The organism is Sulfitobacter faviae, from assembly GCF_029870955.1.
Lineage (GTDB): Bacteria > Pseudomonadota > Alphaproteobacteria > Rhodobacterales > Rhodobacteraceae > Sulfitobacter > Sulfitobacter faviae.
On record NZ_PGFQ01000001.1, the window covers coordinates 348,979 to 372,267 of the forward strand.

At 59.2% G+C, this 23,289-nt stretch carries 17 protein-coding genes, 3 tRNA genes, 3 rRNA genes and 5 pseudogenes; 6 read left to right on the forward strand and 22 right to left on the reverse strand.

Annotation, left to right across the window (positions count from 1 at the left end; genetic code table 11):
• A complete protein-coding gene (locus CUR85_RS01840) occupies window positions 1-777 on the forward strand; it encodes an SDR family oxidoreductase (protein WP_067265198.1) in 777 nt (258 codons plus the stop codon).
• Here the strand turns inward: CUR85_RS01840 and CUR85_RS01845 are convergent.
• From CUR85_RS01845 to CUR85_RS20025, 12 genes and pseudogenes are all read right to left on the reverse strand, one after another.
• Window positions 774-1,658, reverse strand: a complete 885-nt coding sequence (locus tag CUR85_RS01845; RefSeq protein WP_280321286.1) for an acyl-CoA thioesterase — start codon at window positions 1,656-1,658, stop codon at window positions 774-776. The two genes, CUR85_RS01840 and CUR85_RS01845, sit on opposite strands and share 4 nt — an antisense overlap.
• 85 nt (window positions 1,659-1,743) lie before the next feature.
• Window positions 1,744-2,777: pseudogene (locus CUR85_RS01850) on the reverse strand (phosphotransferase family protein).
• Window positions 2,774-3,766 (reverse strand): NAD(P)H-dependent flavin oxidoreductase, encoded by a 993-nt coding sequence (locus CUR85_RS01855; protein ID WP_067265206.1) that lies wholly within the window; start codon window positions 3,764-3,766, stop codon window positions 2,774-2,776. Before CUR85_RS01855 ends, CUR85_RS01850 begins: the two are co-directional and overlap by 4 nt.
• A gap of 33 nt (window positions 3,767-3,799) precedes the next feature.
• Window positions 3,800-4,618: an SDR family oxidoreductase gene (locus CUR85_RS01860; protein ID WP_067265209.1), complete on the reverse strand. Its 819-nt coding sequence runs from the start codon at window positions 4,616-4,618 to the stop codon at window positions 3,800-3,802.
• 219 nt (window positions 4,619-4,837) lie between these two features.
• A 5S ribosomal RNA gene (gene rrf, locus CUR85_RS01865) occupies window positions 4,838-4,952 on the reverse strand.
• A gap of 179 nt (window positions 4,953-5,131) precedes the next feature.
• Window positions 5,132-8,033 (reverse strand): 23S ribosomal RNA (locus CUR85_RS01870).
• 432 nt (window positions 8,034-8,465) lie between these two features.
• A tRNA-Ile gene (locus CUR85_RS01875) sits at window positions 8,466-8,542 on the reverse strand.
• 165 nt (window positions 8,543-8,707) lie between these two features.
• A tRNA-Ala gene (locus CUR85_RS01880) sits at window positions 8,708-8,783 on the reverse strand.
• A gap of 149 nt (window positions 8,784-8,932) precedes the next feature.
• Window positions 8,933-10,394, reverse strand: a 16S ribosomal RNA gene (locus CUR85_RS01885).
• Together the 16S, 23S and 5S rRNA genes with 2 tRNA genes alongside form the textbook arrangement of a ribosomal RNA operon.
• Before the next feature lie 623 nt (window positions 10,395-11,017).
• Window positions 11,018-11,197 (reverse strand): hypothetical protein, encoded by a 180-nt coding sequence (locus CUR85_RS01890; RefSeq protein WP_280321291.1) that lies wholly within the window; start codon window positions 11,195-11,197, stop codon window positions 11,018-11,020.
• A complete protein-coding gene (locus CUR85_RS01895; protein ID WP_280321293.1) occupies window positions 11,194-11,748 on the reverse strand; it encodes a mechanosensitive ion channel family protein in 555 nt (184 codons plus the stop codon). Before CUR85_RS01895 ends, CUR85_RS01890 begins: the two co-directional genes overlap by 4 nt.
• A gap of 42 nt (window positions 11,749-11,790) precedes the next feature.
• Window positions 11,791-11,877 (reverse strand): annotated as a pseudogene (locus CUR85_RS20025) (mechanosensitive ion channel family protein); the annotation flags it as partial.
• 186 nt (window positions 11,878-12,063) lie between these two features.
• Between CUR85_RS20025 and CUR85_RS01900 the strand changes: the two are divergent.
• The gene (locus tag CUR85_RS01900) at window positions 12,064-12,222 is read left to right on the forward strand and encodes a YqaE/Pmp3 family membrane protein (protein WP_082852043.1); all 159 of its coding nucleotides are present in this window, start codon (window positions 12,064-12,066) and stop codon (window positions 12,220-12,222) included.
• Between the two features lie 61 nt (window positions 12,223-12,283).
• Here the strand turns inward: CUR85_RS01900 and CUR85_RS01905 are convergent, their stop codons facing one another.
• Entirely contained in the window at window positions 12,284-12,457 is a 174-nt protein-coding gene (locus tag CUR85_RS01905; protein WP_082852044.1) for a CsbD family protein, read from the reverse strand.
• Window positions 12,458-12,680: 223 nt separating this feature from the next.
• Here CUR85_RS01905 and CUR85_RS01910 point away from each other — a divergent pair, with 223 nt between their 5' ends.
• Window positions 12,681-13,415 carry a type I restriction-modification system subunit M gene (locus CUR85_RS01910; protein WP_343245397.1) on the forward strand — a complete coding sequence of 245 codons (735 nt, stop codon included), beginning with the start codon at window positions 12,681-12,683 and terminating at the stop codon, window positions 13,413-13,415.
• A 40-nt stretch (window positions 13,416-13,455) separates the two neighbouring features.
• On the opposite strand, the gene CUR85_RS01915 is transcribed toward CUR85_RS01910, so the two are convergent.
• A protein-coding gene (locus CUR85_RS01915; RefSeq protein ID WP_280321297.1) for an IS3 family transposase occupies window positions 13,456-14,654 on the reverse strand; the annotation gives its coding sequence in 2 pieces (ribosomal slippage) (window positions 13,456-14,405 and window positions 14,405-14,654; 1,200 coding nt in all).
• A 66-nt stretch (window positions 14,655-14,720) separates the two neighbouring features.
• Between CUR85_RS01915 and CUR85_RS01920 the strand changes: the two are divergent.
• Window positions 14,721-15,113, forward strand: a pseudogene (locus CUR85_RS01920) (HsdM family class I SAM-dependent methyltransferase); the annotation flags it as partial.
• Window positions 15,114-15,147: 34 nt separating this feature from the next.
• Here CUR85_RS01920 and CUR85_RS01925 read toward each other — a convergent pair.
• From CUR85_RS01925 to CUR85_RS01960, 8 genes and pseudogenes are all read right to left on the reverse strand, one after another.
• Window positions 15,148-16,272, reverse strand: a pseudogene (locus CUR85_RS01925) (IS3 family transposase).
• 30 nt (window positions 16,273-16,302) lie between these two features.
• Window positions 16,303-17,853 carry a restriction endonuclease gene (locus tag CUR85_RS01930; RefSeq protein WP_197471021.1) on the reverse strand — a complete coding sequence of 517 codons (1,551 nt, stop codon included), beginning with the start codon at window positions 17,851-17,853 and terminating at the stop codon, window positions 16,303-16,305.
• A 306-nt stretch (window positions 17,854-18,159) separates the two neighbouring features.
• Window positions 18,160-18,234: transfer RNA gene (locus CUR85_RS01935), tRNA-Phe, on the reverse strand.
• 115 nt (window positions 18,235-18,349) lie between these two features.
• Window positions 18,350-18,541, reverse strand: coding sequence for a DNA gyrase inhibitor YacG (locus CUR85_RS01940; RefSeq protein WP_067268003.1), 192 nt, complete (start codon window positions 18,539-18,541; stop codon window positions 18,350-18,352).
• Window positions 18,538-19,572 carry a ribonuclease E/G gene (locus CUR85_RS01945; RefSeq protein WP_067268004.1) on the reverse strand — a complete coding sequence of 345 codons (1,035 nt, stop codon included), beginning with the start codon at window positions 19,570-19,572 and terminating at the stop codon, window positions 18,538-18,540. Before CUR85_RS01945 ends, CUR85_RS01940 begins: the two co-directional genes overlap by 4 nt.
• Entirely contained in the window at window positions 19,569-20,147 is a 579-nt protein-coding gene (locus CUR85_RS01950) for a Maf family protein (RefSeq protein ID WP_067268006.1), read from the reverse strand. The genes CUR85_RS01945 and CUR85_RS01950 overlap by 4 nt, the downstream gene beginning before the upstream one ends.
• 89 nt (window positions 20,148-20,236) lie before the next feature.
• Complete coding sequence (gene infA / locus CUR85_RS01955; protein WP_005978431.1) at window positions 20,237-20,455, reverse strand: translation initiation factor IF-1; 219 nt, start codon at window positions 20,453-20,455, stop codon at window positions 20,237-20,239.
• Between the two features lie 81 nt (window positions 20,456-20,536).
• Window positions 20,537-21,411, reverse strand: a pseudogene (locus CUR85_RS01960) (carbon-nitrogen hydrolase family protein).
• Window positions 21,412-21,574: 163 nt separating this feature from the next.
• Here CUR85_RS01960 and CUR85_RS01965 point away from each other — a divergent pair.
• Together CUR85_RS01965 and CUR85_RS01970 are read left to right on the forward strand one after the other, a co-directional pair.
• Window positions 21,575-22,570: a LysR family transcriptional regulator gene (locus CUR85_RS01965; protein WP_209273862.1), complete on the forward strand. Its 996-nt coding sequence runs from the start codon at window positions 21,575-21,577 to the stop codon at window positions 22,568-22,570.
• A 6-nt stretch (window positions 22,571-22,576) separates the two neighbouring features.
• Window positions 22,577-23,275: an NAD-dependent deacylase gene (locus CUR85_RS01970; RefSeq protein ID WP_067268011.1), complete on the forward strand. Its 699-nt coding sequence runs from the start codon at window positions 22,577-22,579 to the stop codon at window positions 23,273-23,275.
• Window positions 23,276-23,289 lie beyond the last annotated feature (14 nt).

The window sequence follows — 23,289 nt, forward strand, 5'->3', positions numbered from 1 at the left end:
ATGGAGCTCGCGGGCCGCGTCATCGTCATCACCGGGGCCGCCAGCGGCATCGGGCGGGCACTGGCGCTGCGCTTTGCTAGGGAAGCGCCTGCGCATATCGTCTGCGTGGATATCGACAGCGCGGGGGCCGAGGCGACGGCGGCTGAGGTCGGCGGCACGGCCTTCCGCGTCGATGTCGCGCGGGAGGCGGAGATCGCCGCGCTGATCGACAGCGTCGAGCGTGACATCGGGCCGATTGATCTTTTCTGCTCCAACGCCGGTATCTCGGTCGAGGGCGGCGTCGAAGTCCCGGATGCCGACTGGCAGCGCATTTGGGAGATTAACGTGATGAGCCATGTGCGCGCAGCACGGCATCTGGTGCCGCTGATGCGGACCCGCGGGGGTGGCTATCTGCTCAACACCGCCTCAGCGGCGGGGCTGCTCAATCAGGTCGGCGCTGCGCCCTATGGGGTGACAAAACACGCCGCCGTCGGCCTCGCCGAATGGCTGGCGATGAGCTATGGCGACGACGGGATCAAGGTCTCTGTGCTTTGCCCGCAGGCGGTCCGGACCGAGATGATGCGCGGGCTAGAGGATCATGTCGCCGCGATTGACGGCATGTTGGAGCCTGAACCGGTGGCCGAAGCCTGCGTGCAGGCGATCCGCGATGAGGTCTTTCTGGTGCTGCCGCATCCGCAGGTGCGCGACTATATGCGAGGGAAGGCGCAGGATTATGACCGCTGGATCGGCGGAATGCGCAAGCTGAACCGGCGGTTTGGGGCGGCGAAAGAGAGCTAGCGGCCCTTAGCTCTCCCCTTGGGCCGGATCGGGCGCAGCAGCCCCTCCTGCGCCACGCTCGCCACCAACTGCCCGTTTTGATTGTAGATCATCCCACGGTTGAACCCCCGCGCCCCGCCGGTGAACGGCGCGTCGAGCGCATAAAGGTGCCATTCGTCAAAGCGGATCGGCGCGTGAAACCACATGGCGTGGTCAAGGCTGGCCGTCATCACCTTGCCCTGAAACCACGTCAGCCCATGGGGCCGCAGAGAGGAGCCGAGCAGGTTCATGTCCGAGGCATAGGCAAGCAGAGCGTGCTGCATCACCGGGTTCTGCCCTTCGGCGGCCCCCATGCGGAACCACAGATAGTTGCGGTCGCTCACTTTTTCCGGCGTCATGAAATCGCGCGGCTCAACCTCACGGATCTCAATGGGGCGCTCGCGCAGGAAGTCCCCACGGTATTTCTCGGGCAGCTTCTCGGCAAAAGCCTCGCGCAATTCGGGCCGGTCCGGCCAGTTCTCAGGGGCCGAGACCTGCGGCATCTCATGTTGCCAATCGAACCCCTCTTCTTCGACCTGAAAAGAGGCGGAGAGGTTCAGGATCTGCTTGCCATGCTGGATCGCCACCACACGCCGGGTCGTGAAACTGCCCCCGTCGCGGGCGCGGTCAACCTGATAGATTACCGGAATTTTCGGGTCGCCGGGCCGGATGAAATAGGCATGGAGCGAATGGCAGGCCCGGTCTGGCACGGTGCGGTAAGCCGCCATCAGCGCCTGCGCGATGACATGACCGCCGAAAATCCGCATCGAGGTCTCACCCCCAGCACCCGTGCCCCGAAACAGATCGACCTCAAGCTGTTCGATATCCAACAGATCAAGCAATTGCCGCGCAGCATTGGTCATGGGTCATCCTTTCGGGCCGGGGTATTTCGGCCCTAGCAACAGGTTTTCACCGCAAAGCTCAAGCGCCAAACGCCCCGCCGCCCGCTTAGCGGTCGCGATCCAGCGCCTCCAGCCCGTGGCGCGCAAAAATTGGGACATATTGCCCTAATTTCAACCCGTATTCGGGGTTTGAAGCGTTGCCCTCCAAGGCGCGTTTCAACACGCCTTGGATGATCGCCGCCATGCGGAAAAAGCAAAAGGCGAGGTAATAGCCGAAATTGTCGATGCCCTTCAGCCCGCGCCTGCGGCAATAGGCGGCGATGAATTCGGCATCGGTGGGCAGGCCAAGCGCCTTGCGGTCCACCCCGGCCAAGCCGCGCCCCTCGGCCCCCACGGGCATCTGCCACTGCATGATGACGGCGGCGAGATCGGCAACGGGATGGCCGATGGTCGATAGTTCCCAATCCAGAACCGCACGGCAGGCGGTCCCATGGGTGTCGAAGATCATATTGTCGATCCGGTAATCGCCATGCACCAACGTCCGCTGCCCGTCGTCCTCGGGCAGCTCCGCGCTGAGGCGCTGCATGAGCCTATCCATATCCGGCTGCGGCTCGGTCTCCGACGCGCGGTATTGTTTCGACCAGCGCGCCACCTGCCGCTCGAAATAGTTACCCGGCGGGCCATAGTCTGACAGCCCCGCCGCGTCGATATCGACCTCATGCAGCGCAGCCAGCACGCCATTCATCTCATCCATGACCGCGCCACGCTCTGCCGGGGTAAGCTCTGGCAGCGTGGGGTCGTTGAAGTTGCGCCCTGGGACATGGTCCATGACATAGAACATCGAGCCGATGACGCTCTCGTCTTCGCAAAGCAGATGCATCCGCGCGACAGGCACCTGACTGCCCGCCAAAGCCTTCTGCACCCGAAACTCCCGATCCACCGCATGGGCCGATTTCAATAGCACCCCCGGGGTTTGCGGCGCAGCACATAGTCATGCGCCGGGGTCGAAAGCAGGAATGTCGGGTTGGATTGCCCGGCCTGAAACTTCGTGACCTCCAGCGGCCCGGCAAAGCCCGGCAGGTTCGCCTCCAACCAGCGGCAAACGGCGTCCTCATTCAGAGTTTGGGTATCCGTGCTCACTGTGCGAACTCCGCTGCCAACCTTGCGCCAGCGGCGCGATACTCCGCCTCGATACGGTCCACCAGGTCGGCCGCGCCGCCGATCTCTTTGACAGCGCCAATCCCCTGCCCCGCGCCCCAAATTTCCTTCCACGCCTTGGGTTTGGACGACCCCGAGCCAAAATTCATCGAAGAGGCATCCGCCGATGGCAGATTGTCCGGGTCGAGCCCCGCCGCCACGATCGAGGGGCGCAGATAGTTGCCCGACACCCCGGTGAAGAGCGACGAGGTCACAATGTCATCCGCCCCGCCCGAGACGATCATATCCTTGTAGCCCGGCACGGCGTTCGCCTCTCGCGTGGCGATGAAGGCCGAGCCCATATAGCCCAAATCGGCCCCCATGGCGCGGGCCGCCAGCAGCCCCTCGCCCGTGGCCAAGGCGCCGGAAAGCAGGAGCGGCCCGTCGAACCATTCGCGGATTTCGCGGATCAGCGCGAAGGGCGATTGCGGCCCCGCATGGCCCCCGGCCCCCGCGGCCACGGCAATCAAACCATCCGCGCCCTTTTCGATCGCCTTGCGCGCGAAACGGTTGTTGATGACGTCATGCAGCGTCACGCCGCCACAGGAATGTGCGGCCTCGTTCACCTCGACCCGCGCGCCAAGCGAGGTGATCCAGATCGGCACCTTATGTTTGACGCAGATCTCAAGATCACGCTCCAAACGCGCGTTCGACCGATGCACGATCTGGTTCACCGCGAAAGGGGCTGCGGGCCGGTCGGGGTTCTCTTGATTGTGCTTGTCCAAGGCTTCGGTGATCTGGGTCAGCCAAGCATCCAACAAGGGCGGCTCGCCCTCTGCCTCCCGCGCGTTCAGCGCCGGGAAAGACCCGACGATCCCCGCCTTGCACTGCGCGATGACAAGCTCGGGCCCCGAGAGGATGAACATCGGCGAGGCGACCAGCGGCAGGCGCAGGCCGCGCAGAGCTTGGGGTAGATGGCTGTCGTCACGCATATGGGGTCTCCGTTCGGGGTCTATCGCTCGGCATCACAGTGCCTTTTCAAATATATTCGGTCCCGACATCACATTGATGCCGCCGCTGACCGGGATCACGGCCCCGGTGACATAGGCGCCGCCGCGTCCGCAGAGAAACAGCATGCAGCCCGCGATATCTTCATCCCGCCCAACACGGCCAAGCGGGACATCCTGCCCCACCGCGGCCCGCGTCTTCTCATCGCCCGTGGCGAATGCCGTCATGCGCGAGACGAAGGGCCCCGGCGCCAATGCGTTCACGGTGATCCGCTCCCCGGCCAATTCCTTGGCGAGGATTTTGCTCAGGTGAATGACCGCCGCCTTGGACGCGGCATAGCTATAGGCGCCGTCGCCCATCTCGCGCTCCCCCATGACCGACCCGACATTAACGATCCGCGCGGGATCATCCGCCGTGGCCACGGCGCTGAGAAGCGGCAATAGCTTTTGCGTAAGATCGAAGAGCCCGGCGACATTGACACCCATGACCTTATCCCAAGCCCGGTAAGGGAACTGCCCCAAAGGCGCACCCCAAGTCATCCCCGCGTTGTTCATCAAGATATGCAGCTGATCGCTGCGCGCCTGAACCTCAGCCACGAACGCATCCACACCAGCCTCAGTCCCTACATCGCCCGCAAACCCTTCGGCGCTGCCCCGGGCGCCAAGCGCATTCAGCTCATCGGCCACAGCCGCGCAGGCCTCTCCGTTCCGGCTGGCTAAAAGGACCCGCGCCCCGGCCCGCACCAAAGCCTCCGCCGCCATCCGCCCGATGCCCGTGGCCCCGCCGGTAATCAAAGCGGTCTTTCCCTCCAAGCCAAAGAGCGTATCGATATCCATGCCCCGCCTCCCAACGTCGACTGTTGCCGCTACTGTGACAGGGCTTCGGGCAGCGTCAAGCGGATGCCAAAGGCAGGCCCCGGTAACCGGGCGTCATATGGTTCTTGCTGGTCGGGAGATTACCCCCTCAAACGCAAAACCGCCGCAGCTTTGAGCTGCGGCGGTTTTGTTATTCTGATCATCGTAGAGAGATACTGTTTTGCTCTAGGAACTTATTAGGTTTGGCGATGACCTACTCTCCCACGTCTTAAGACGCAGTACCATCGGCGCTACGGCACTTAACGGCTGGGTTCGGGATGGGACCAGGTGTTTTGCTCGCGCTATGATCACCAAACCGAATAAATTCCTAGCAGCGCTCTGCGCAGCAGAGCGGCGGCGGGAGGCAGGGTATCCGAAGGATGCCCGTTCCCGCTCCGTCTCCATTGGAGCGCAAAGCGTGTTTGTCCAAGTCATGTACGACTGATTGTATGTGTATGCTTTTGATCAGTTTAAGCAGTCTTGCTTCTACTGGATCAAATCAAGCCTATCGAGCAATTAGTACCAGTCAACTGAACGTATTACTACGCTTACATCTCTGGCCTATCGACGTGGTGGTCTACCACGGCTCTCAGGGATACCTTGTTTTGAGGGGGCTTCCCGCTTAGATGCCTTCAGCGGTTATCCTGTCCGATCATAGCTACCCAGCACTGCTATTGGCATAACAACTGGTCCACCAGTGGATCGTTCACCCCGGTCCTCTCGTACTAGGGGCAACTCCTCTCAAGTATCCTACACCCACGGAAGATAGGGACCGAACTGTCTCACGACGTTCTAAACCCAGCTCACGTACCTCTTTAAACGGCGAACAGCCGTACCCTTGGGACCTGCTCCAGCCCCAGGATGAGATGAGCCGACATCGAGGTGCCAAACACTGCCGTCGATATGGACTCTTGGGCAGTATCAGCCTGTTATCCCCGGCGTACCTTTTATCCGTTGAGCGATGGCCCTCCCACTTGGGACCACCGGATCACTATGGCCGTCTTTCGACTCTGCTCGACTTGTCAGTCTCGCAGTCAGGCTGGCTTCTGCCATTGCACTCAACGAGCGATTTCCGACCGCTCTGAGCCAACCTTCGCGCGCCTCCGTTACGATTTAGGAGGCGACCGCCCCAGTCAAACTACCCGCCACACAGGGTCCCGGAACCGGATAACGGTCCGCGGTTAGACATCAAGCAGAACAAGGGTGGTATCTCAAGGGAGGCTCCACCGAGACTGGCGTCTCGGTTTCAAAGCCCACCACCTATCCTGCACATGTTCGGCCTAATGCCAGTGTGAAGCTGTAGTAAAGGTGCACGGGGTCTTTCCGTCTAACCGCGGGTAACCGGCATCTTGACCGGTAATTCAATTTCGCTGAGTCTATGTTGGAGACAGCGGGGAAGTCGTTACGCCATTCGTGCAGGTCGGAACTTACCCGACAAGGAATTTCGCTACCTTAGGACCGTTATAGTTACGGCCGCCGTTTACCTGGGCTTCAATTCAGAGCTCTCACTCCTCCTTTTAACCTTCAGGCACCGGGCAGGCGTCAGACCCTATACGTCGTCTTGCGACTTCGCAGAGCCCTGTGTTTTTAATAAACAGTCGCCACCCCCTGGTTTGTGCCCCCAGCCCCTAGTTGCCTAGGAACCGGGCCTCCTTCTCGCGAACTTACGGAGGTATTTTGCCGAGTTCCTTCAACATAGTTCTCTCAAGCGCCTTGGTATTCTCTACCTGTCCACCTGTGTCGGTTTAGGGTACGATCTGATGATGGAGCTATTTCCAGGGACCGCTCAGCAGCCCATCCAATCCGATAAGGATGAACTACCTCTGCGATCCGTCACTTCCATCTGGCCCAGGAATATTAACCTGGTTCCCATCGACTACGCCTTTCGGCCTCGCCTTAGGGGTCGGCTTACCCTGCTCAGATTAGCTTTAAGCAGGAACCCTTGGACTTTCGGCGAGAGTGTCTCTCACACTCTTTGTCGCTACTCATGTCATCATTCTCACTAGTGATCTCTCCACCGGATCGCTCACGCGCCGGCTTCACAGAAAGCTCCTTGTGTCCAATACGTCCCGAGGGACGATAAGGACACATGGAACTATGTCACACTACGCTCTGCTACCATGCAATAAATGCATCCTCGGCTTCGGCTCATGGCTTGAGCCCCGTTACATCTTCGCCGCAAGACAACTTATTTAGACCAGTGAGCTGTTACGCTATCTTTAAAGGATGGCTGCTTCTAAGCCAACCTCCTGGTTGTTTTGGTCGTCTCACCTGCTTTCCCACTTAGCCATGAATTAGGGGCCTTAGCCGGAGGTCAGGGTTGTTTCCCTCTCCACGACGGACGTTAGCATTCGCCGTGTGTCTGCCATCCAGTACTCCTCGGTATTCGGAGTTTGGTTAGGATCAGTAAGCCTGTGGGGCCCCATTACCCATCCAGTGCTCTACCCCGAGGGTATTCGGATGACGCTCTACCTAAATAGATTTCGCAGAGAACCAGCTATCTCCGAGTTTGATTGGCCTTTCACCCCTAGGCACAGCTCATCCCGATCTTTTTCAACAGATGTGGGTTCGGTCCTCCAATAAGTGTTACCTTATCTTCAACCTGGCCATGCCTAGATCACTCGGTTTCGGGTCTGATCCCACGAACTCGACGCCCTATTAAGACTCGCTTTCGCTGCGCCTACACCTAACGGCTTAAGCTTGCTCGTGAGACCAAGTCGATGACCCATTATACAAAAGGTACGCTGTCACATCGCAAGGATGCTCCAACTGATTGTAGGCGTTCGGTTTCAGGTACTGTTTCACTCCCCTCGTCGGGGTGCTTTTCACCTTTCCCTCACGGTACTGGTTCACTATCGGTCAGTAAGGAGTACTTAGCCTTCGAAGGTGGTCCTCCGATCTTCAGACAGGATTTCACGTGTCCCGCCCTACTTAATACGTCCAATCATGCTTCTTATACGGGACTATCACCCACTTTGGTTGCGCATTCCAACGCATTCTAATCACACTCATGGCTCGGCTGGTCCCCGTTCGCTCGCCGCTACTAGGGGAGTATCAATTGATTTCCTTTCCTCCGGGTACTTAGATGTTTCAGTTCCCCGGGTTTGCCTTTTTAAGCCTATATATTCAGCCTAAAAATACCTGGTCTTACACCCTGATAATCACTTCGCTGGCGACCACCCAGTGTTTTGATCGAAGATCAAAATGTACCGACCAAAGGTCGGCACGGAGTGTTCATTGCGAAGCAATAACAGAGTATAATCAGGTGGGTTGCCCCATTCAGAAATCCATGGATCAAAGCTTATTCTCAGCTCCCCATGGCTTATCGCAGAGTATCACGTCTTTCATCGCCTCTTACTGCCAAGGCATTCACCAAACGCCCTTTTCGCGCTTGATTTGATCCAGAAAAAGCAAGACTTAGCGCCTCGCGCGAAGATCAGAAGCTGGTAAGAAACTGACCCTCTTATTCTGCATCAAAAGCATACTTTACCCGCCCAGACTGTCGTCTGGACAATGAGCGATGCAGATAGCTGCCGTCCGTGCAGGAGGCAGCGTCACCGCTCTGGTTAGTGTACTTGACTTGGACAACATATTCGTTTCAGCCGCGATATGCTTGAAAGACCGAGGAAACAGCCCGTCAAACACCGGCCCCGAAGGGCAGCAACTGAGATCATCCCCTCACGCGGGGCGATCAAACATGTTGTTAGTATCTCTCTTTACGATGTCAATCACGTGCATCCGAAGGATGTCACGCTACCGTCTGTGAAACAGACGTTCAAACACACGATATGTGCTTGAAGGTATGTTCCATATACCACCCTAGGAGGGGTGGTGGGTCGAGGAGGACTTGAACCTCCGACCTCACGCTTATCAGGCGTGCGCTCTAACCACCTGAGCTACCGACCCAGCTGATTTGCCGAAGGCAAATCGGCGTCGCCCGTCAGGGCATTCCGAAGGAATGTCCCGGGAGGGCCAGCGTGGTTAAGCTGGTCTCGATGGGCTGATTGCTGCCCTTCTCGCACGTCCGTTGGACGGGCAACCAGGGCGACGCCTTTTGCTTTGCAAAAGGCTTGGTGGAGCCTAGGAGGATCGAACTCCTGACCTCCTGAATGCAAATCAGGCGCTCTCCCAGCTGAGCTAAGGCCCCAAACTATTGAGACCCACGCGTTCAGCGCAGGACCTATTTCTGAAGAGATATGAGGACGGCTCGGTTCTATATATTGACCGGCTTTGTTTGCCGATCTGCTAAGTGTTCCACGAGTTGAGCGAGGCTCAACTGGCTAGGAACATCCTTAGAAAGGAGGTGATCCAGCCGCAGGTTCCCCTACGGCTACCTTGTTACGACTTCACCCCAGTCGCTGATCCTACCGTGGTCCGCTGCCCCCAAAAGGTTAGCGCACGGCCGTCGGGTAGAACCAACTCCCATGGTGTGACGGGCGGTGTGTACAAGGCCCGGGAACGTATTCACCGTGGCATGCTGTTCCACGATTACTAGCGATTCCGACTTCATGGGGTCGAGTTGCAGACCCCAATCCGAACTGAGACAGCTTTTGGGGATTAACCCATTGTCACTGCCATTGTAGCACGTGTGTAGCCCAACCCGTAAGGGCCATGAGGACTTGACGTCATCCACACCTTCCTCCCGCTTATCACGGGCAGTTTCCTTAGAGTGCCCAGCCGAACTGCTGGCAACTAAGGATGTGGGTTGCGCTCGTTGCCGGACTTAACCGAACATCTCACGACACGAGCTGACGACAGCCATGCAGCACCTGTCACTGCGTCCCCGAAGGGAACGTCCGATCTCTCGGAGTGGCACAGGATGTCAAGGGTTGGTAAGGTTCTGCGCGTTGCTTCGAATTAAACCACATGCTCCACCGCTTGTGCGGGCCCCCGTCAATTCCTTTGAGTTTTAATCTTGCGACCGTACTCCCCAGGCGGAATGCTTAATCCGTTAGGTGTGTCACCGAACAGTATACTGCCCGACGACTGGCATTCATCGTTTACGGTGTGGACTACCAGGGTATCTAATCCTGTTTGCTCCCCACACTTTCGCACCTCAGCGTCAGTATCGAGCCAGTGAGCCGCCTTCGCCACTGGTGTTCCTCCAAATATCTACGAATTTCACCTCTACACTTGGAATTCCACTCACCTCTCTCGAACTCTAGACTGATAGTTTTGGAGGCAGTTCCGGGGTTGAGCCCCGGGATTTCACCCCCAACTTTCCAATCCGCCTACGCGCGCTTTACGCCCAGTAATTCCGAACAACGCTAACCCCCTCCGTATTACCGCGGCTGCTGGCACGGAGTTAGCCGGGGTTTCTTTACCAGGTACTGTCATTATCATCCCTGGCGAAAGTGCTTTACGATCCTAAGACCTTCATCACACACGCGGCATGGCTAGATCAGGCTTGCGCCCATTGTCTAAGATTCCCCACTGCTGCCTCCCGTAGGAGTCTGGGCCGTGTCTCAGTCCCAGTGTTGCTGATCATCCTCTAAAACCAGCTATAGATCGTAGACTTGGTAGGCCATTACCCCACCAACTATCTAATCTAACGCGGGCCGATCCTTCTCCGATAAATCTTTCCCCCGAAGGGCGTATGCGGTATTACTCACCGTTTCCAGTGGCTATTCCGCAGAGAAGGGCACGTTCCCACGCGTTACTAACCCGTCCGCCGCTAGACCCGAAGGTCTCGCTCGACTTGCATGTGTTAGGCCTGCCGCCAGCGTTCGTTCTGAGCCAGGATCAAACTCTCAAGTTGAAACGCATTACTGCGTATCCTTGACGTCGAACCTCTGCACATCGACCTGCATCCATTACTGAAAGATGCAGACCATTCTCTGTTTGTTGTGCTTCAGCTACAAAGTAGCGAAAGCCGTCCAAACAGTGAAGCTGACACTCTATCATCGGCCGAGGCCTAAGAGCGCGATATACAGACGTTGATCCATCGAATGAACCAAACCGCCCACATATCTCTTCAGATATCAAATTTTCAAACAGCGTTGAGACAAAAGAAACTGAGATGCGCCCTAACTTCTTGGCGCGCCCCGCCTCTAATACCTCGAATTCTTATCCGCCTCGTGATCCGAACCACCGCGTCTCCGCTGCCGTCCGCCCCGTCTGGCGCCCCAGCGGTGCGTCTCAGCGCCGCCGGTAGAGGGGTTCTAAGGTTAGTGGGGCAAAGCCGCAAGCAGAAATTTGAGAAAAGATGAGATTTCGAGGAACTTTTCGGCAAGATGCTGAAATGGCGTGCTAATTTCCCGCATCTAACGCGCGGGAGCTGGCCCCCCTGCCCTATCTAAGCCGATACCCTCACTGCCGGCCCATGAATCGACCGCGATTCACGGGATCACAGGGCAAAATCGGCGACTCGCGGCGCAGGCCCTACCCCTCCCCTGCATCCTCCTCCGCCCGACTGAGCGGAAGCGGCTCTTTGAAGGTGAGCGTGCGGTAAGGGAAAGGAATCTCCAGTCCAGCCTCGTCCAGCGCCCGTTTCACCGCGGTCACCACCTCATCCCGAGAGCGGCGCTGCTCGACCGGGGCTGAGCCTGTCCACCAAGTCACCTCGAAGTTGATGGAGGACTCCCCGAACTCCTGCGCAAAAACCTGAATCGGATGCTCCCCTGCTCTACCGTCTCGCAGCGCGCGACGGCCTCGGAGATCACTGCCCGCGCCTCACCCAGATCGACATCATAGGCCACCCCGCAGATCACGGTTTGCCGACGGTGCTTTTGATCCGTGCGCACATAGACGGGGTTCTTGAAAAGCATCGCATTGGGCACGATCACCAGTTGCCCGTCTGTCTGGCGGATATGACTTTCCCTGATGGCGATATGGGTGACCTTGCCCTCGATCCCCTCGCATTCGATATGATCCCCCATGCGCATCTCACGGCGAAAGAGGATGATGATCCCGGCGAGGAAATTCTCAAAGACGTCCTTGAAAGCGAAGCCAATGGCGACCGACCCGATGCCGAGCCCCGCCAGAATGCTGGCAGGTGTGAGGCCGGGAAAGACGATCACGGCCGCGATCATGATGCCAAAGACCCAGATGAGGATAGATGTCAAAAGGGTAAAGAGGTCGTGAAGGCTCGGGCGCAGCTTGGTGCGGGACAAGGTTCTACTGACCAGCGACCGCCCAAGCGCGGCAATGGCCCAGGTCAATATCAATACGAGGGTTGCGACAGCGATCTGTGGCAAGAGTGCGATTGCATCTCGCGCCATCTCCATGATCTGGCGCCACATGATCCTGACTGGCTCCACCCTGCCCCTCCTCTGGCTGTTTGGTAGATTGCCGCAAAACCCATGCTGCGGCGAGTGTTAATTGCGCGCCCCTCAACGCGCCACCACTGGCCGTGTGATGATCGGGGGCTAGCTTAGGGCAAGGTTTAATCTGTTTGGAAAGGAGCCCGGCGCACCCGGCGTGACACTATGGACATCATTCGCATCATCATCGCTATCCTACTGCCCCCTCTTGGGGTGTTCTTGCAGGAAGGTCTGGGAAAGCACTTCTGGATTAACATTCTCCTGACCTTGCTGGGCTACCTGCCCGGGATCGTCCATGCGCTCTATATCATCATCAAAAGGTGATGGCGCGGGCAGCAGCCCGAATAGAAAAAGCGCGCCTCCGGTAAGAGGCGCGCTTTTGCAATCAATCAGATAGTTTGTCCTTGGCGTCACCGACACCCTTTTGCACTTTGCCCTCGGCCTGATCGGCCTGACCTTCGTGCTTCAGGTCTTCGTTGCCTGTGGCATCGCCAGCTTCTTCTTTCAGCTTGCCACCGATGTCTTTCGCCTTGCCTTTTGCTTGGTCGTCATTTGCCATGGTTGCTCTCCTCTATCTAGGTAGGGGAACAACGTTGGGCAGGAGGCGCGGGTTCCGTTGCGGGTGAGGGAAATCACGCGCTGATGGTGGCGAGGGTGTGGTCTGTTTGATTTGGTCTGAAATGGTGCCCGGGGGCGGGAAATACTTTTCCTTCAAGATGGGCATTGGGACGTTGTAGCGTCATCGTCCTATGCCTATGGTCCCAGAAAAACTGAGGTCCAAAATGCTGACAGGCACCATCCGCTCGCAAATCGATCAAATCTGGAACGCCTTCTGGTCCGGTGGCGTCTCAAACCCGCTTTCAGTAATCGAACAGCTGACATTTCTGATGTTTATTAAGCGGTTAGATGACCTGCAAACGGTCGAGGAGCGAAAGGCCGAAGATCTGGGCATTCCAATGCAGCGCAGCATCTTCCCAGAGGGCGCAAACGACAAGGGCGAACCGTTCGAGAACCTACGCTGGTCGCGCTTCAAGCATTTTGAAGCTCGGGAGATGATGAGGATCGTGGACGAGCACGTCTTTCCGTTCCTGCGGGCCCTAGGTGAAGAGGGCTCGTCCTACGGCACCCACATGAAAGACGCGCGATTGGGTTTCTCCAACCCCAACCTGTTGGCCAAGGTCGTTCAGATGCTCGACGAGATTCCGATGGAGGACCGCGACACCAAGGGCGACGTTTACGAATACATGCTTGGCAAGATCGCCAGCGCCGGCCAGAACGGCCAGTTCCGCACGCCGCGCCACATAATTGAATTGATGGTTAATCTGATGGCGCCCACGCCCACTGACGTGATCTGTGACCCTGCTGCGGGCACCAGCGGTTTCTTGGTCGCCGCGGCCGAGTATCTGCGCACGCACCACCCCAAATGCTGCGCAACACCGAAAGCCGTGACCACTTTCACAACCAGATGTTTCACGGATTTGACTTCGATGCGACCATGCTTCGGATCGGCGCCATGAACATGACACTGCACGTGACCTGCCCCCACTGGTCCCTCGTTCATGACGAGAGCCTGCGGGTTTGATTTTGATAGTCGTCGGTTTCGGGCTTGGCAAGCGCGCCGGGCGCGGAGCCCTCAAATTGCTCAAGCGTCCGGCGCGCTTCGGCCGGTGTTTTGTTCCCGAGCGATGAGTGCGGCCTGACGGTGTTGTAATCGTAACGCCAGAGCGCCAGCTTCCGGCGGGCGTCGTCCAGGGTGTCAAATATCTCCTCGTTCAGCAGTTCGTCGCGCATGCTGCCGTTGAATGACTCGATAAAGGCGTTCTGCTGCGGCTTCCCTGGGTCGATATAGTGCCACGGAATTGCGTTCTGATCGGCCCACCTCAGAATGGCCCGGCTCGTGAACTCCGTCCCCCTCGCCATTGTCTCTCGGACCAATGGCGTTCCAATGGCTCGATCGCTGACTATGCATCCGGGTTTACCGTAGATCCGCACCAACGCATCCAGCTCACGCGCAACACGCGCGCCGGAGATGCTGGTGTCAGCAATCAGGCACAGGTTTTCGCGGCTGCAATCGTCTATCACTGCCAGGATGCGGAGTTTCCGGGATGGGCCGAAGCTGTCAGCCAGGAAGTCCAGAGACCAGCGCGCATTGGGATACGCAGCCTCCGGCATCGGGGAGCGCGTTCCACGGGCCCGCTTGCGGCCGCGCCGCCGCTTCACTGACAGCCCTTCTTCCCGGTAGAGCCGATACAGTTTCTTGTGGTTCATTCTCATGCCCTTGCGCTCAAGCAACACGCCAATCCGGCGGTAGCCGAACCGGCGCCGCTTTCCGGCGATCTCCTGCATCTCCTTGCGGATCTCAGGGCAGTCCGGCGGGCGTTCGCGCCGGACTGTCTTTGGGTCGACACCAACAAGCCGACAGGCCCGGCGCTGCGAGATGCCGTGATCCCGCATCGCCCTGAGCGCCGCCTCTCGCCGCTTGGTCAGCGTCGTCAGTTCTTTCCCAGAAGATCCTTCAGAACCACATTGTCCAGCATCGTATCGGCCAGCAGCCGCTTCAGCTTGGCGTTCTCGTCCTCCAGCGCCTTCAGCCTCGCGGCCTCCGACACCTCCATGCCGCCATACTTGGACTTCAGCTTGTAGAAAGTTGCCGGGCTGAGCCCGTGCCTGCGGCACACCTCCGCCGTCGGCATGCCTGCCTCTTGCTCCTTGATCATCCCAATAATCTGCGCCTCGGTAAAACGGCTTTTCCGCATTCGTCTGCTCCTTCAGGGTTGGGCAGACTCTACATCATGGTGAGGGATTTCGCGGGGGGCAGGTCACACGGGATCGAGAACCCCGACATCTCTTATCGCGATAGCCTTGCCGAGGAGCACGGCGAGGACGCAGGGCGCTATTCCCTTATCCTCGCCAACCCGCCCTTTGCCGGTTCACTGGACTATGACACGACGGCAAAGGACCTGCTGAAGGTCGTCAAAACAAAAAAAACCGAGCTGCTGTTCATGGGTCTTTTCTTGCACCTGATGCGCACTGGCGGACGGGCGGCTGTGGTTGTGCCGGATGGCGTGCTGTTCGGCTCCTCTAAGGCCCACAAAGACATCCGCGGCATGCTGGTCGAGGATCACAAACTCGACGCGATCATCAAGATGCCCTCAGGCGTGTTCCGTCCCTATGCCGGAGTGTCCTGCGCCATTGTGGTGTTCACAAAGACTGGACCTGTCGCGTTTTTGTGCCGCCCCACGTGCTCGTTTAGGCCACTTTCCTTTCGAAAGCGACCGGGCTTTTCCAACCCAGTGCTGAGTGCCGCCTTCGCGGATTGTAGAAGCCGTTGATGTATTGGAAGATGGCCAGCTCTGCTTCTCTTCGCGTATGCCATGGTCTCCGCCAGATCAGCCTTGATCGTCTTGAAGAAGGTCTCGACGGCAGAGTTGTCATAACAATTGCCCTTGCCGCTCATCGATACCATGAACCCATGGTGGCGCAGAAGCTTCTGGTAGTCGTGCGAACAATATTGCGACCCACGGTCGGTGTGATGGATGCAGCCCTTGGGCGGCTGCCGCAGCGCAACAGCCATTTTCAATGCCCGGATTGCCAGGTCGCGCTTCATCCGGTTGCTCACCGCCCAACCGATCACCCGGCGTGAATGCAGATCGAGGATAACCGCGAGATACAACCACCCTTCACGGGTCCACACATAGCTGATGTCACCTGCCCACTTCTGATTGGGTCCCTCCGCCTGGAAGTCACGGTTCAGCAGGTTGGGCGCAATGTTGAAGGCGTGATTACTATCCGTTGTCACCTTGTATCTCTTCGATCTCTCGACCCGTATGCCATTCTCACGCATCAATCTGCCAACCCGACGATGGCCGACATTCAAGCCCAGCTCTTTCAATTCTTCCGTCATCCTCGGTCGTCCATAGCTGCCCAAGCTTAGACGGGATTGCTCCTTGATGTGGGCCAGCACGACCATGTCAGTCCTCTGTCTTTGGCTGGCAGGGCGGTTGCGATAGGCGCGCAGGCCGCGTGAGCTGACACCCAGCACGTCACACATCCGCTTGGCGCAGAAGGCGTGACGGTGTTCTTCGATGAACCGAAACCTCATGGCTTTTGCCCCGCGAAGAACTGCGTTGCCTTTTTTAGAATCTCCCTCTCCTCCTTGAGAATGCGGTTCTCTCGCCGAAGCCGTTCATTCTCCCGGGCAAGTTCCAAGTCCTTGTCAGGCACCACATTGGTGTCACGATGCGCCGTCACCCACTTGTTCAGCGTCGATAAGCCAATACCCAAATCTGAGGCAACTTGCCTGCGTGTCAGCCCGCTTGTCAGCGCGATCCGCACCGCATCAGCGCGGAATTCGTCCGTGCGTTTCGTTCCCATAGTTCGTCTCCTTTGCTGCAATAAATGCTATCAAAGGAGCGGCATCAAACCGTGACACGTCCAGCACGTGTTGTCGCCTGCGTCCGCCTTTAGCCAGTTGAGCATTTCCTCCCGCGAGCTGGCGTTGTAGCTGCCGTCGATATGGCGAACTTCGGTGCTTAGATGACGGTCGTCGTCGATCAGGTCGTTGCTAACGTATTCGTCGACAACCTGCGTGAACTCATCTTCGATGATCTCGGATTTCTTGATGCTTTGGCAGAAGGCCAGAGCGCGCTTCATGGGGCGCGGGTCAAACTCCAAATCCTTCGCGAGGTCGCTTTTCGTCAGCGCCTTATAGCACCCGATGATTTTCGTCGCGTCATCCAGTGTCAGCTCTGGGCCGTCCTTGAGGCGGTTTTGGATGGTTTGAGAGACCAAGCCTTCGTCAACAGCAAGTACGACGACCTTGTAGTCTGTGAGAAGCTGGTTCTCCACCGCCCAACCAAAGCCACGATGGAAGAGGTCTTTGCCGAACTTGGTTTCGTCATCCATCGACGCCAAGCGGGCGTCGTAGTCGTCTGCCTTACGCTTGGCCGTATCAGCAAAGATACGAGGCGTCGCGGTCATATAGAGGCGCTTCTTTGCCGCGACATAGTCGTTGTCGTGGATGCGAACAAAGTTGCTGTCGTCCTCATCCTTCAGTGTAACGCCTGTGGTTCGGTGTGCCTCGTCGCAGATCACCAAATCGAACTCTGGTAGTTCGTGGTTCTTTTGGGCGCGCGTAAGAACGTCAATCGAATGGTAGGTCGAGAAGACTACCGTCATCTGATCTGAGGGTGCGGATAGGACCTGACGAGCAAGTTTTTCAGGGTCTGTCGTCGCCGGGAAGGCCAGATCATGCACGTTTAGATCAAGACTGTCAGCGTCAGTTCTTCGCCCCACCTTCGAGTCAGAACAGGCAGAAAATGCCGTGAACACGTCTTCGCTGTCGTTCTTCCATTCCCGGACGGTTTGGGACATCAGCGCAAGCGATGGAACCATGAAAAGAACGCGCTTTCCCGACCCTGCCAGAGTTTCCGCAATTCGTAGGCCTGTGAAGGTCTTGCCCGTACCGCACGCCATGATCAGCTTGCCGCGATCTGCGGCTTCCAGCCCTGCCTGCACTTCACGCAATGCGTCTTGCTGGTGATCTCGCAGTTGTTTCTTGGGTGCTAAACTAACTGTGCCAGAACGAATAAACTGGGACCAATCAATGCGGCTTGCCTCAAGTTCGGCAACGCTAATGCGGTTCCAATCCTTTGAAAGTTTACCCAGCGTTTCCCGCGTGTTGCGGCCTAACTCTTTAAGAGTTGTATCCGCGATGACCAATCGGGTGAACAGATCATTGGATGCCGCCGAAATGAAACTGTCTATATCGGATTTCTGAATGCTGTGATTGGGCGCGTAGAACTTGCACTGAATCGCCGCATAGCCTGACCCGTCAGACAGCGTTCCAACAAGATCGATACCGGTGTCCGCGTTGCTCCAGCCTTGAGACGTCGCCCAATCGGCGAACGGCTCAACCTTTGAATAGTACTGACGTTGAGTGTCGTCGTTTTCCATAAATACCCGAACAAGGCGTTCAAAATAGTCGCCCTTTTCGCGTTCGGTCCGCGCTGACGCGCGATACTCATCCAAAATGTCTTGTAGAAGCACCTGCAGCGACCTCAGCTTATTGATTTTGTTGTTATGGCTATTCGCCTTACCGTAACCCTAGCGTGCGTTGGGCGGACCGTCTAGCAAACCGAGACAGCGGGCGAAATGAGTGCCGCCGAAAACTACAGACGGCGAACCGTACATAGAGCTGTACATAGCAACAATCGGCACACCGCCTAGGTTGTTGTTTTTTATAGCGTATTCTATGATGAATGGTGCCCGGGGGCGGAATCGAACCACCGACACGAGGATTTTCAATCCACTGCTCTACCCCTGAGCTACCCGGGCACGGGTCACCTCTTTCGAGGTCGGGTGAGCGGGTTCTAGGACCTGTGGCGCGGGGTGTCCAGCCCCATTTTGCCCTGAAACCCACTTCTTTTCAAAAAACGCAAATTTTCCTGTGTTAATGGGGCTTTGCGGGGCGGTCTTGTGCCGCTTCGGCGGCGTCGATGGCGGCTTCCACGTCTTCGGGGTCGCGCGAGGGGACGGCGTAGCTGCCGTTGAACCAGCGGCCCAGATCGATGTCGGCGCAGCGGCGCGAGCAGAAGGGGCGATGCGCCTTGACGGTTTCGGCTTTGCAGATCGGGCAGCTCATTGGCCTGCCCCTGTCAGCACCTCCGCCAGCACCGGGCGGGCGCGTTTGCGTTGCAGCTCGTAATGGCCCAGAGGCGTCCAGCCGACCAGCGTCGTATCCACATCGTCGGCGCGGAAAGCGGCGCGCAGGGCGCTTTCAAACGTCCGGCGGTCCTTCTTGGGCATGGGCGCAAGGTCGAGCGTGATCTGCCCGCCCAACCCGCGCAGACGCAGGGCACGCGGCAGCGCTTTGGCACAGGCCATATTGGCCTTCACCCCGGCGGCGAGCGAGGCATCGTTGCCGGTGTTCACATCGACCGCAACCAGCGCACGTGTCGGCTCCACAAAGATCGACGCGCCGCCGCCGAGCGGCACCTGCGCCGAGGCCACGCGGTCGAGCTCTTCCAGAACGCCGTGGTCGTCAAAACCACCGACCTCGGTCACCACCTCGGCGGGCGCGGTCCAATCGCGCCAAGCGAGCAGATGCGGGCCATCGCCTTCGCTCAGCACCTCCATCTGTTGCGCGTCATCATTGGCCACGGTATCCGCCAAGCTGAGCATATTGGCGATATCCTCGGCGATATCCTCCGCATCGGCACCGGCGCAGGAGGACCGCAGGATCAAGCCCAGATCGGCCCCGCCCGCCACCTCATGGGCGATTTCGAGCAGCCGGTCGCGCTCTTCCTCGTCCTTGATGCTGCGCGAGATGTTCAGCCCCGGCGCATCCGGCGTCACGATGGCATAGCGCGACTTAAAGAGCAGCTTATTGGTCACCGGGATCGCCTTGCCCGGCTCGGCATGGCCCGAGACCTGCACGAGAATCGTCTGACCCGGGGCCAGCCCCTTGATCTGACGCAGGAACGCCGGGCCATCGGGGGTCTTGAGGAACATGCCCCCCTGCCCCTTCACCGGACGATCCGCAATCGCGCGGTAAACGGTGCCGACGCGCGGCCCGTCACTGTCGATCAGAAAATCATCCAGCTTGCCGTCCACCATCAGGGCGGCGGCCTCGATATCACCGAGATGGTCGAGAATAATCGTACGGCCCTTCATGGCGTCCTTCCGTCAAATGGGTAACCTGCGGCTTGCAGCAGGTTCGCAGCCTCGGCCAATGGCAGGCCGACGATTGCAGTGAATGAGCCGCTAATCCATGGGATCAGCGCGCCCGCGGGGCCTTGGATACCATAGCCGCCCGCCTTGCCGCGCCAATCGCCGGTGGCGAGGTAACGGCGAATTTCGGGCTCGGACAGAGATTTCATCTTCACATTGCTCTGCACATCACGCTGCCAGAGCTTTTCGCCGCGCTTCACGGCGACGGCGGTGACCACCTTATGCCGACGGCCCGACATCAGCCGCAAAAAGGCTTCGGCCTCGGCCTCATCCTCGGGCTTGCCGAGGATGCGCCGGCCAAGCGCCACGGTGGTATCGGCGCAAAGCACGATATCCTCCGCCCCCGCGGGCACCGCCGCCACTTTCTCGCGCGCCATTCGGGCGCAATAGGGGCGCGGCAGCTCGGCCTTATGGGGGGTCTCGTCGATGTCGGGGGCGCGAATGGCATCGGGGGTCACGCCGATCTGGGCCAAAAGCTCCAACCGGCGCGGCGATCCTGATCCAAGAATGAATTGCATCTTATGGGCCTCTTTGCCTGAGGCCGGCGGCCCGGTCGGGGCCGCGCACGGCCCCGCCTGCGCCGCGCAACGCGCGAACGCGGTGCCGCTTACTTGAAGCGATAGTTGATCCGACCCTTGGTCAAATCATAGGGTGTCATTTCCACCTGAACCTTGTCGCCAGCCAGAACACGGATGCGGTTTTTCCGCATCTTGCCTGCCGTATGCGCGATGATCTCATGGCCGTTTTCCAGCTCGACCCGAAACGTCGCGTTAGGCAGGAGTTCCTTCACGACACCGGGAAATTCGAGCGTATCTTCCTTGGCCATGGTCTCTCCTTGAGCACAAAACCCTCCAAAACGAGGGCGCAGGCTTAAATGGGCGCATTTTTGCGCTTTTTCAAGGGGGATTCAGCGCAAAGCGACGTTTATCGCCTTTCCGTCGCGGCCAATCTGGTCTTGCCAGTCCCTTCGGTTAAGCACGATGCCATCCGCGCGCACCTCGGCGACCTGCGCCAAATCGGCGTCCGCCACGGTCCAGCCGGGGGCGTTAACCTCGCGCATGCCCAAAATCCCCGTGGGCGGGAAGCCGCGATCCGGGGGGCAGAAAATCCCGCCCGCGCCATAGGATTGCCCCAAAGCCTCGGACCAATCGGCCTTGCCTACGACCGAGGACATGGCGGTGATGCACTGATTCTCAAGCGCCCGCGCCATGGAGCCGATGCGCACCCGCCAATAGCCCGCGAGCGTTTCGGTCACACTGGGCACGCAGATCACATCACATTCCGCCAGCGCACGGCCCAGCAGGGGAAACTCGCTGTCATAGCAGATGAGAATCCCGATCTTGCCAATGGCCGTGTCAAAGACCTGAAGCGCATTGCCCCGATCACACCCCATTCCTCGCGCTCGAAACGGGTCATGATCTGCTTGTCCTGCACGCCGATCTGCCCCGTGGGCGTGATCAGCCGGGCACGGTTGACCGGGCGGCTCTCAGTCGCTGCGGGGCCTGAGCCGGCCACGATATGCACGTTATGCTCGGCGGCGAGTTTCACATGCAGCCGTTCCGCCTCCTCAAGCTTGTCCGACACCGCAAAGAGCGACCGTTCCAAATCGCCCGCCACCTCGGCCCCGTCGAGCGTCGCCAGTTCCATCGCCGCATATTCAGGAAAAACCAGCAGTTCCGCCCCCTGCACTGCCGCCTCGGCGACCCAATGGGCCAGTTTGTCTTCGTATTGCGCCCATGATGTCAGAACATCGAGCGGATAGGCGGCTGTGGCGATCTTCATTTGAATGGCTCCTAGTTTCCGCGCAGTCTGCGCAGCTTTACCGATGGCTTCAAGACCGGCAGCACCGCTTTCGTGGAACCGCCCGAGAGGCTGCCGCTCGCTTGGGCAAAGGCTTGACCTGACCCGCGCGGGGTTTCACAAGATCCGAAAGAGATGGGACCATATGCTGAACAAGGGCATCACCCTGCGGGGCATCGAAGTGTTTGAGGCGCTGGCGCGGAGCGGGTCGGTGGCGCAGGCGGCCGAGGCCACGGGGCTCAGCCAGCCCGCCGTCAGCCAGCAGATGCGCAACCTCGAAGCGGCCATCGGCGCGGAACTGGTCGACCACACCCGCCGCCCCATGCGATTGACCCCAGCCGGGCAGATGTTCCTGCGCCGGGCCGAACAGGCGCTCAGCGAATTGCGCCAAGCGCAGAGCGAAGTCACGGTGATGGATTTGGCCCATCTGGAGGCGCTGAACCTCGGCGTGATCGACGATTTCGACGATGACCTGACCCCGCGCCTTGCCACGATCCTTGGCGACAGCCTGACCGGCTGCCGCTTTCGGATGATCACCGCGGGCAGCAATGAATTGGCCGGGGCACTGCGCGACAAAAGCCTGCATATGGCACTCTCGGCGCAGATCGACGAACCGATGGCGGGGGTTCTGGAATATCCGCTGGCCCGCGATCCGTTTATCCTCGTCACCCCCGCGGGCACCTCTGCCGATCCCGACGCCCTGCTGCGCGGCGCCACCGATCTGCCCTTCCTGCGCTATGCCGCCGATCAGTTGATCGCGCGGCAGATCGAGGCGCATCTTGCATCAGAGAGACACAACCTGCCCGCCCGTTTCGAGATTGGCAGCCATCTGGCCCTGATGGCCATGGTGGCCCGCGGCATCGGCTGGGCGATGACCACGCCCTTGGGATACATGCGCGCCGCCCGTTTTCACGACCGCCTCGCCGCGCACCCCCTGCCCGCGGCGGCACAGGCCCAACCGCCTGCGCGCACCATCTCTCTCTTCGCGGGCGCGGAATGGTCCGGCCCCGTGCCGCGCGACATCGCCCAGACCCTGCGGCAGTTGATGCAGACCCATATGATCGCCCCCGCCATCGCGCAATTGCCCTGGCTGGCCGACGGCTTTCACCTGCTTGAAGACATGGACCCTATCGGAGAATAATGCCCCATGACCAAGATCGTGATCCTCACCGGCGCGGGCATCTCTGCCGAAAGCGGGCTTGAGACCTTCCGCGCCTCAGATGGCCTCTGGGCGCAGCACCGGGTCGAAGACGTGGCGACGCCCGAAGGTTTCGCCCGCAACCCCAAACTGGTGGTCGACTTCTACAACGCCCGCCGCGCGCAGGCCGCCGAAGTGGCCCCCAACGCTGCGCACCGCGCCCTTGCCCGGCTGGAGGCCGAGTTGCACGGCGAGGTGGTGGTGATTACCCAAAACGTCGACGATCTGCACGAACAGGGCGGGTCGCAGCAGGTCATGCATATGCATGGCGCGCTCAAAGGCGCGCTCTGCGCCGCTTGCGATCACCGCTGGCCCGCGCCCATGGTCATGGCACCGGGCGATCCCTGCCCCGCCTGCGGTGCCCCCGCCGCGCGGCCCGATATCGTCTGGTTCGGTGAAATGCCTTATGAGATGGACGCGCTTTTCGATCATCTGGCCGAGGCGGATATCTTCGCCGCCATCGGCACATCGGGCAATGTCTACCCCGCTGCCGGTTTCGTCGCCGAGGCCCGCCGTGCCGGGGCGCATACGATTGAGTTCAACCTCGAACGCTCCGCCGTGGGCAATCAGTTCGCCGAACATCGCATCGGGCCTGCCAGCCAGACAGTGCCGGAATGGGTGGCCGAAGTGCTTGAGGCGCGCCGCTAACCACCGGCGCGCCA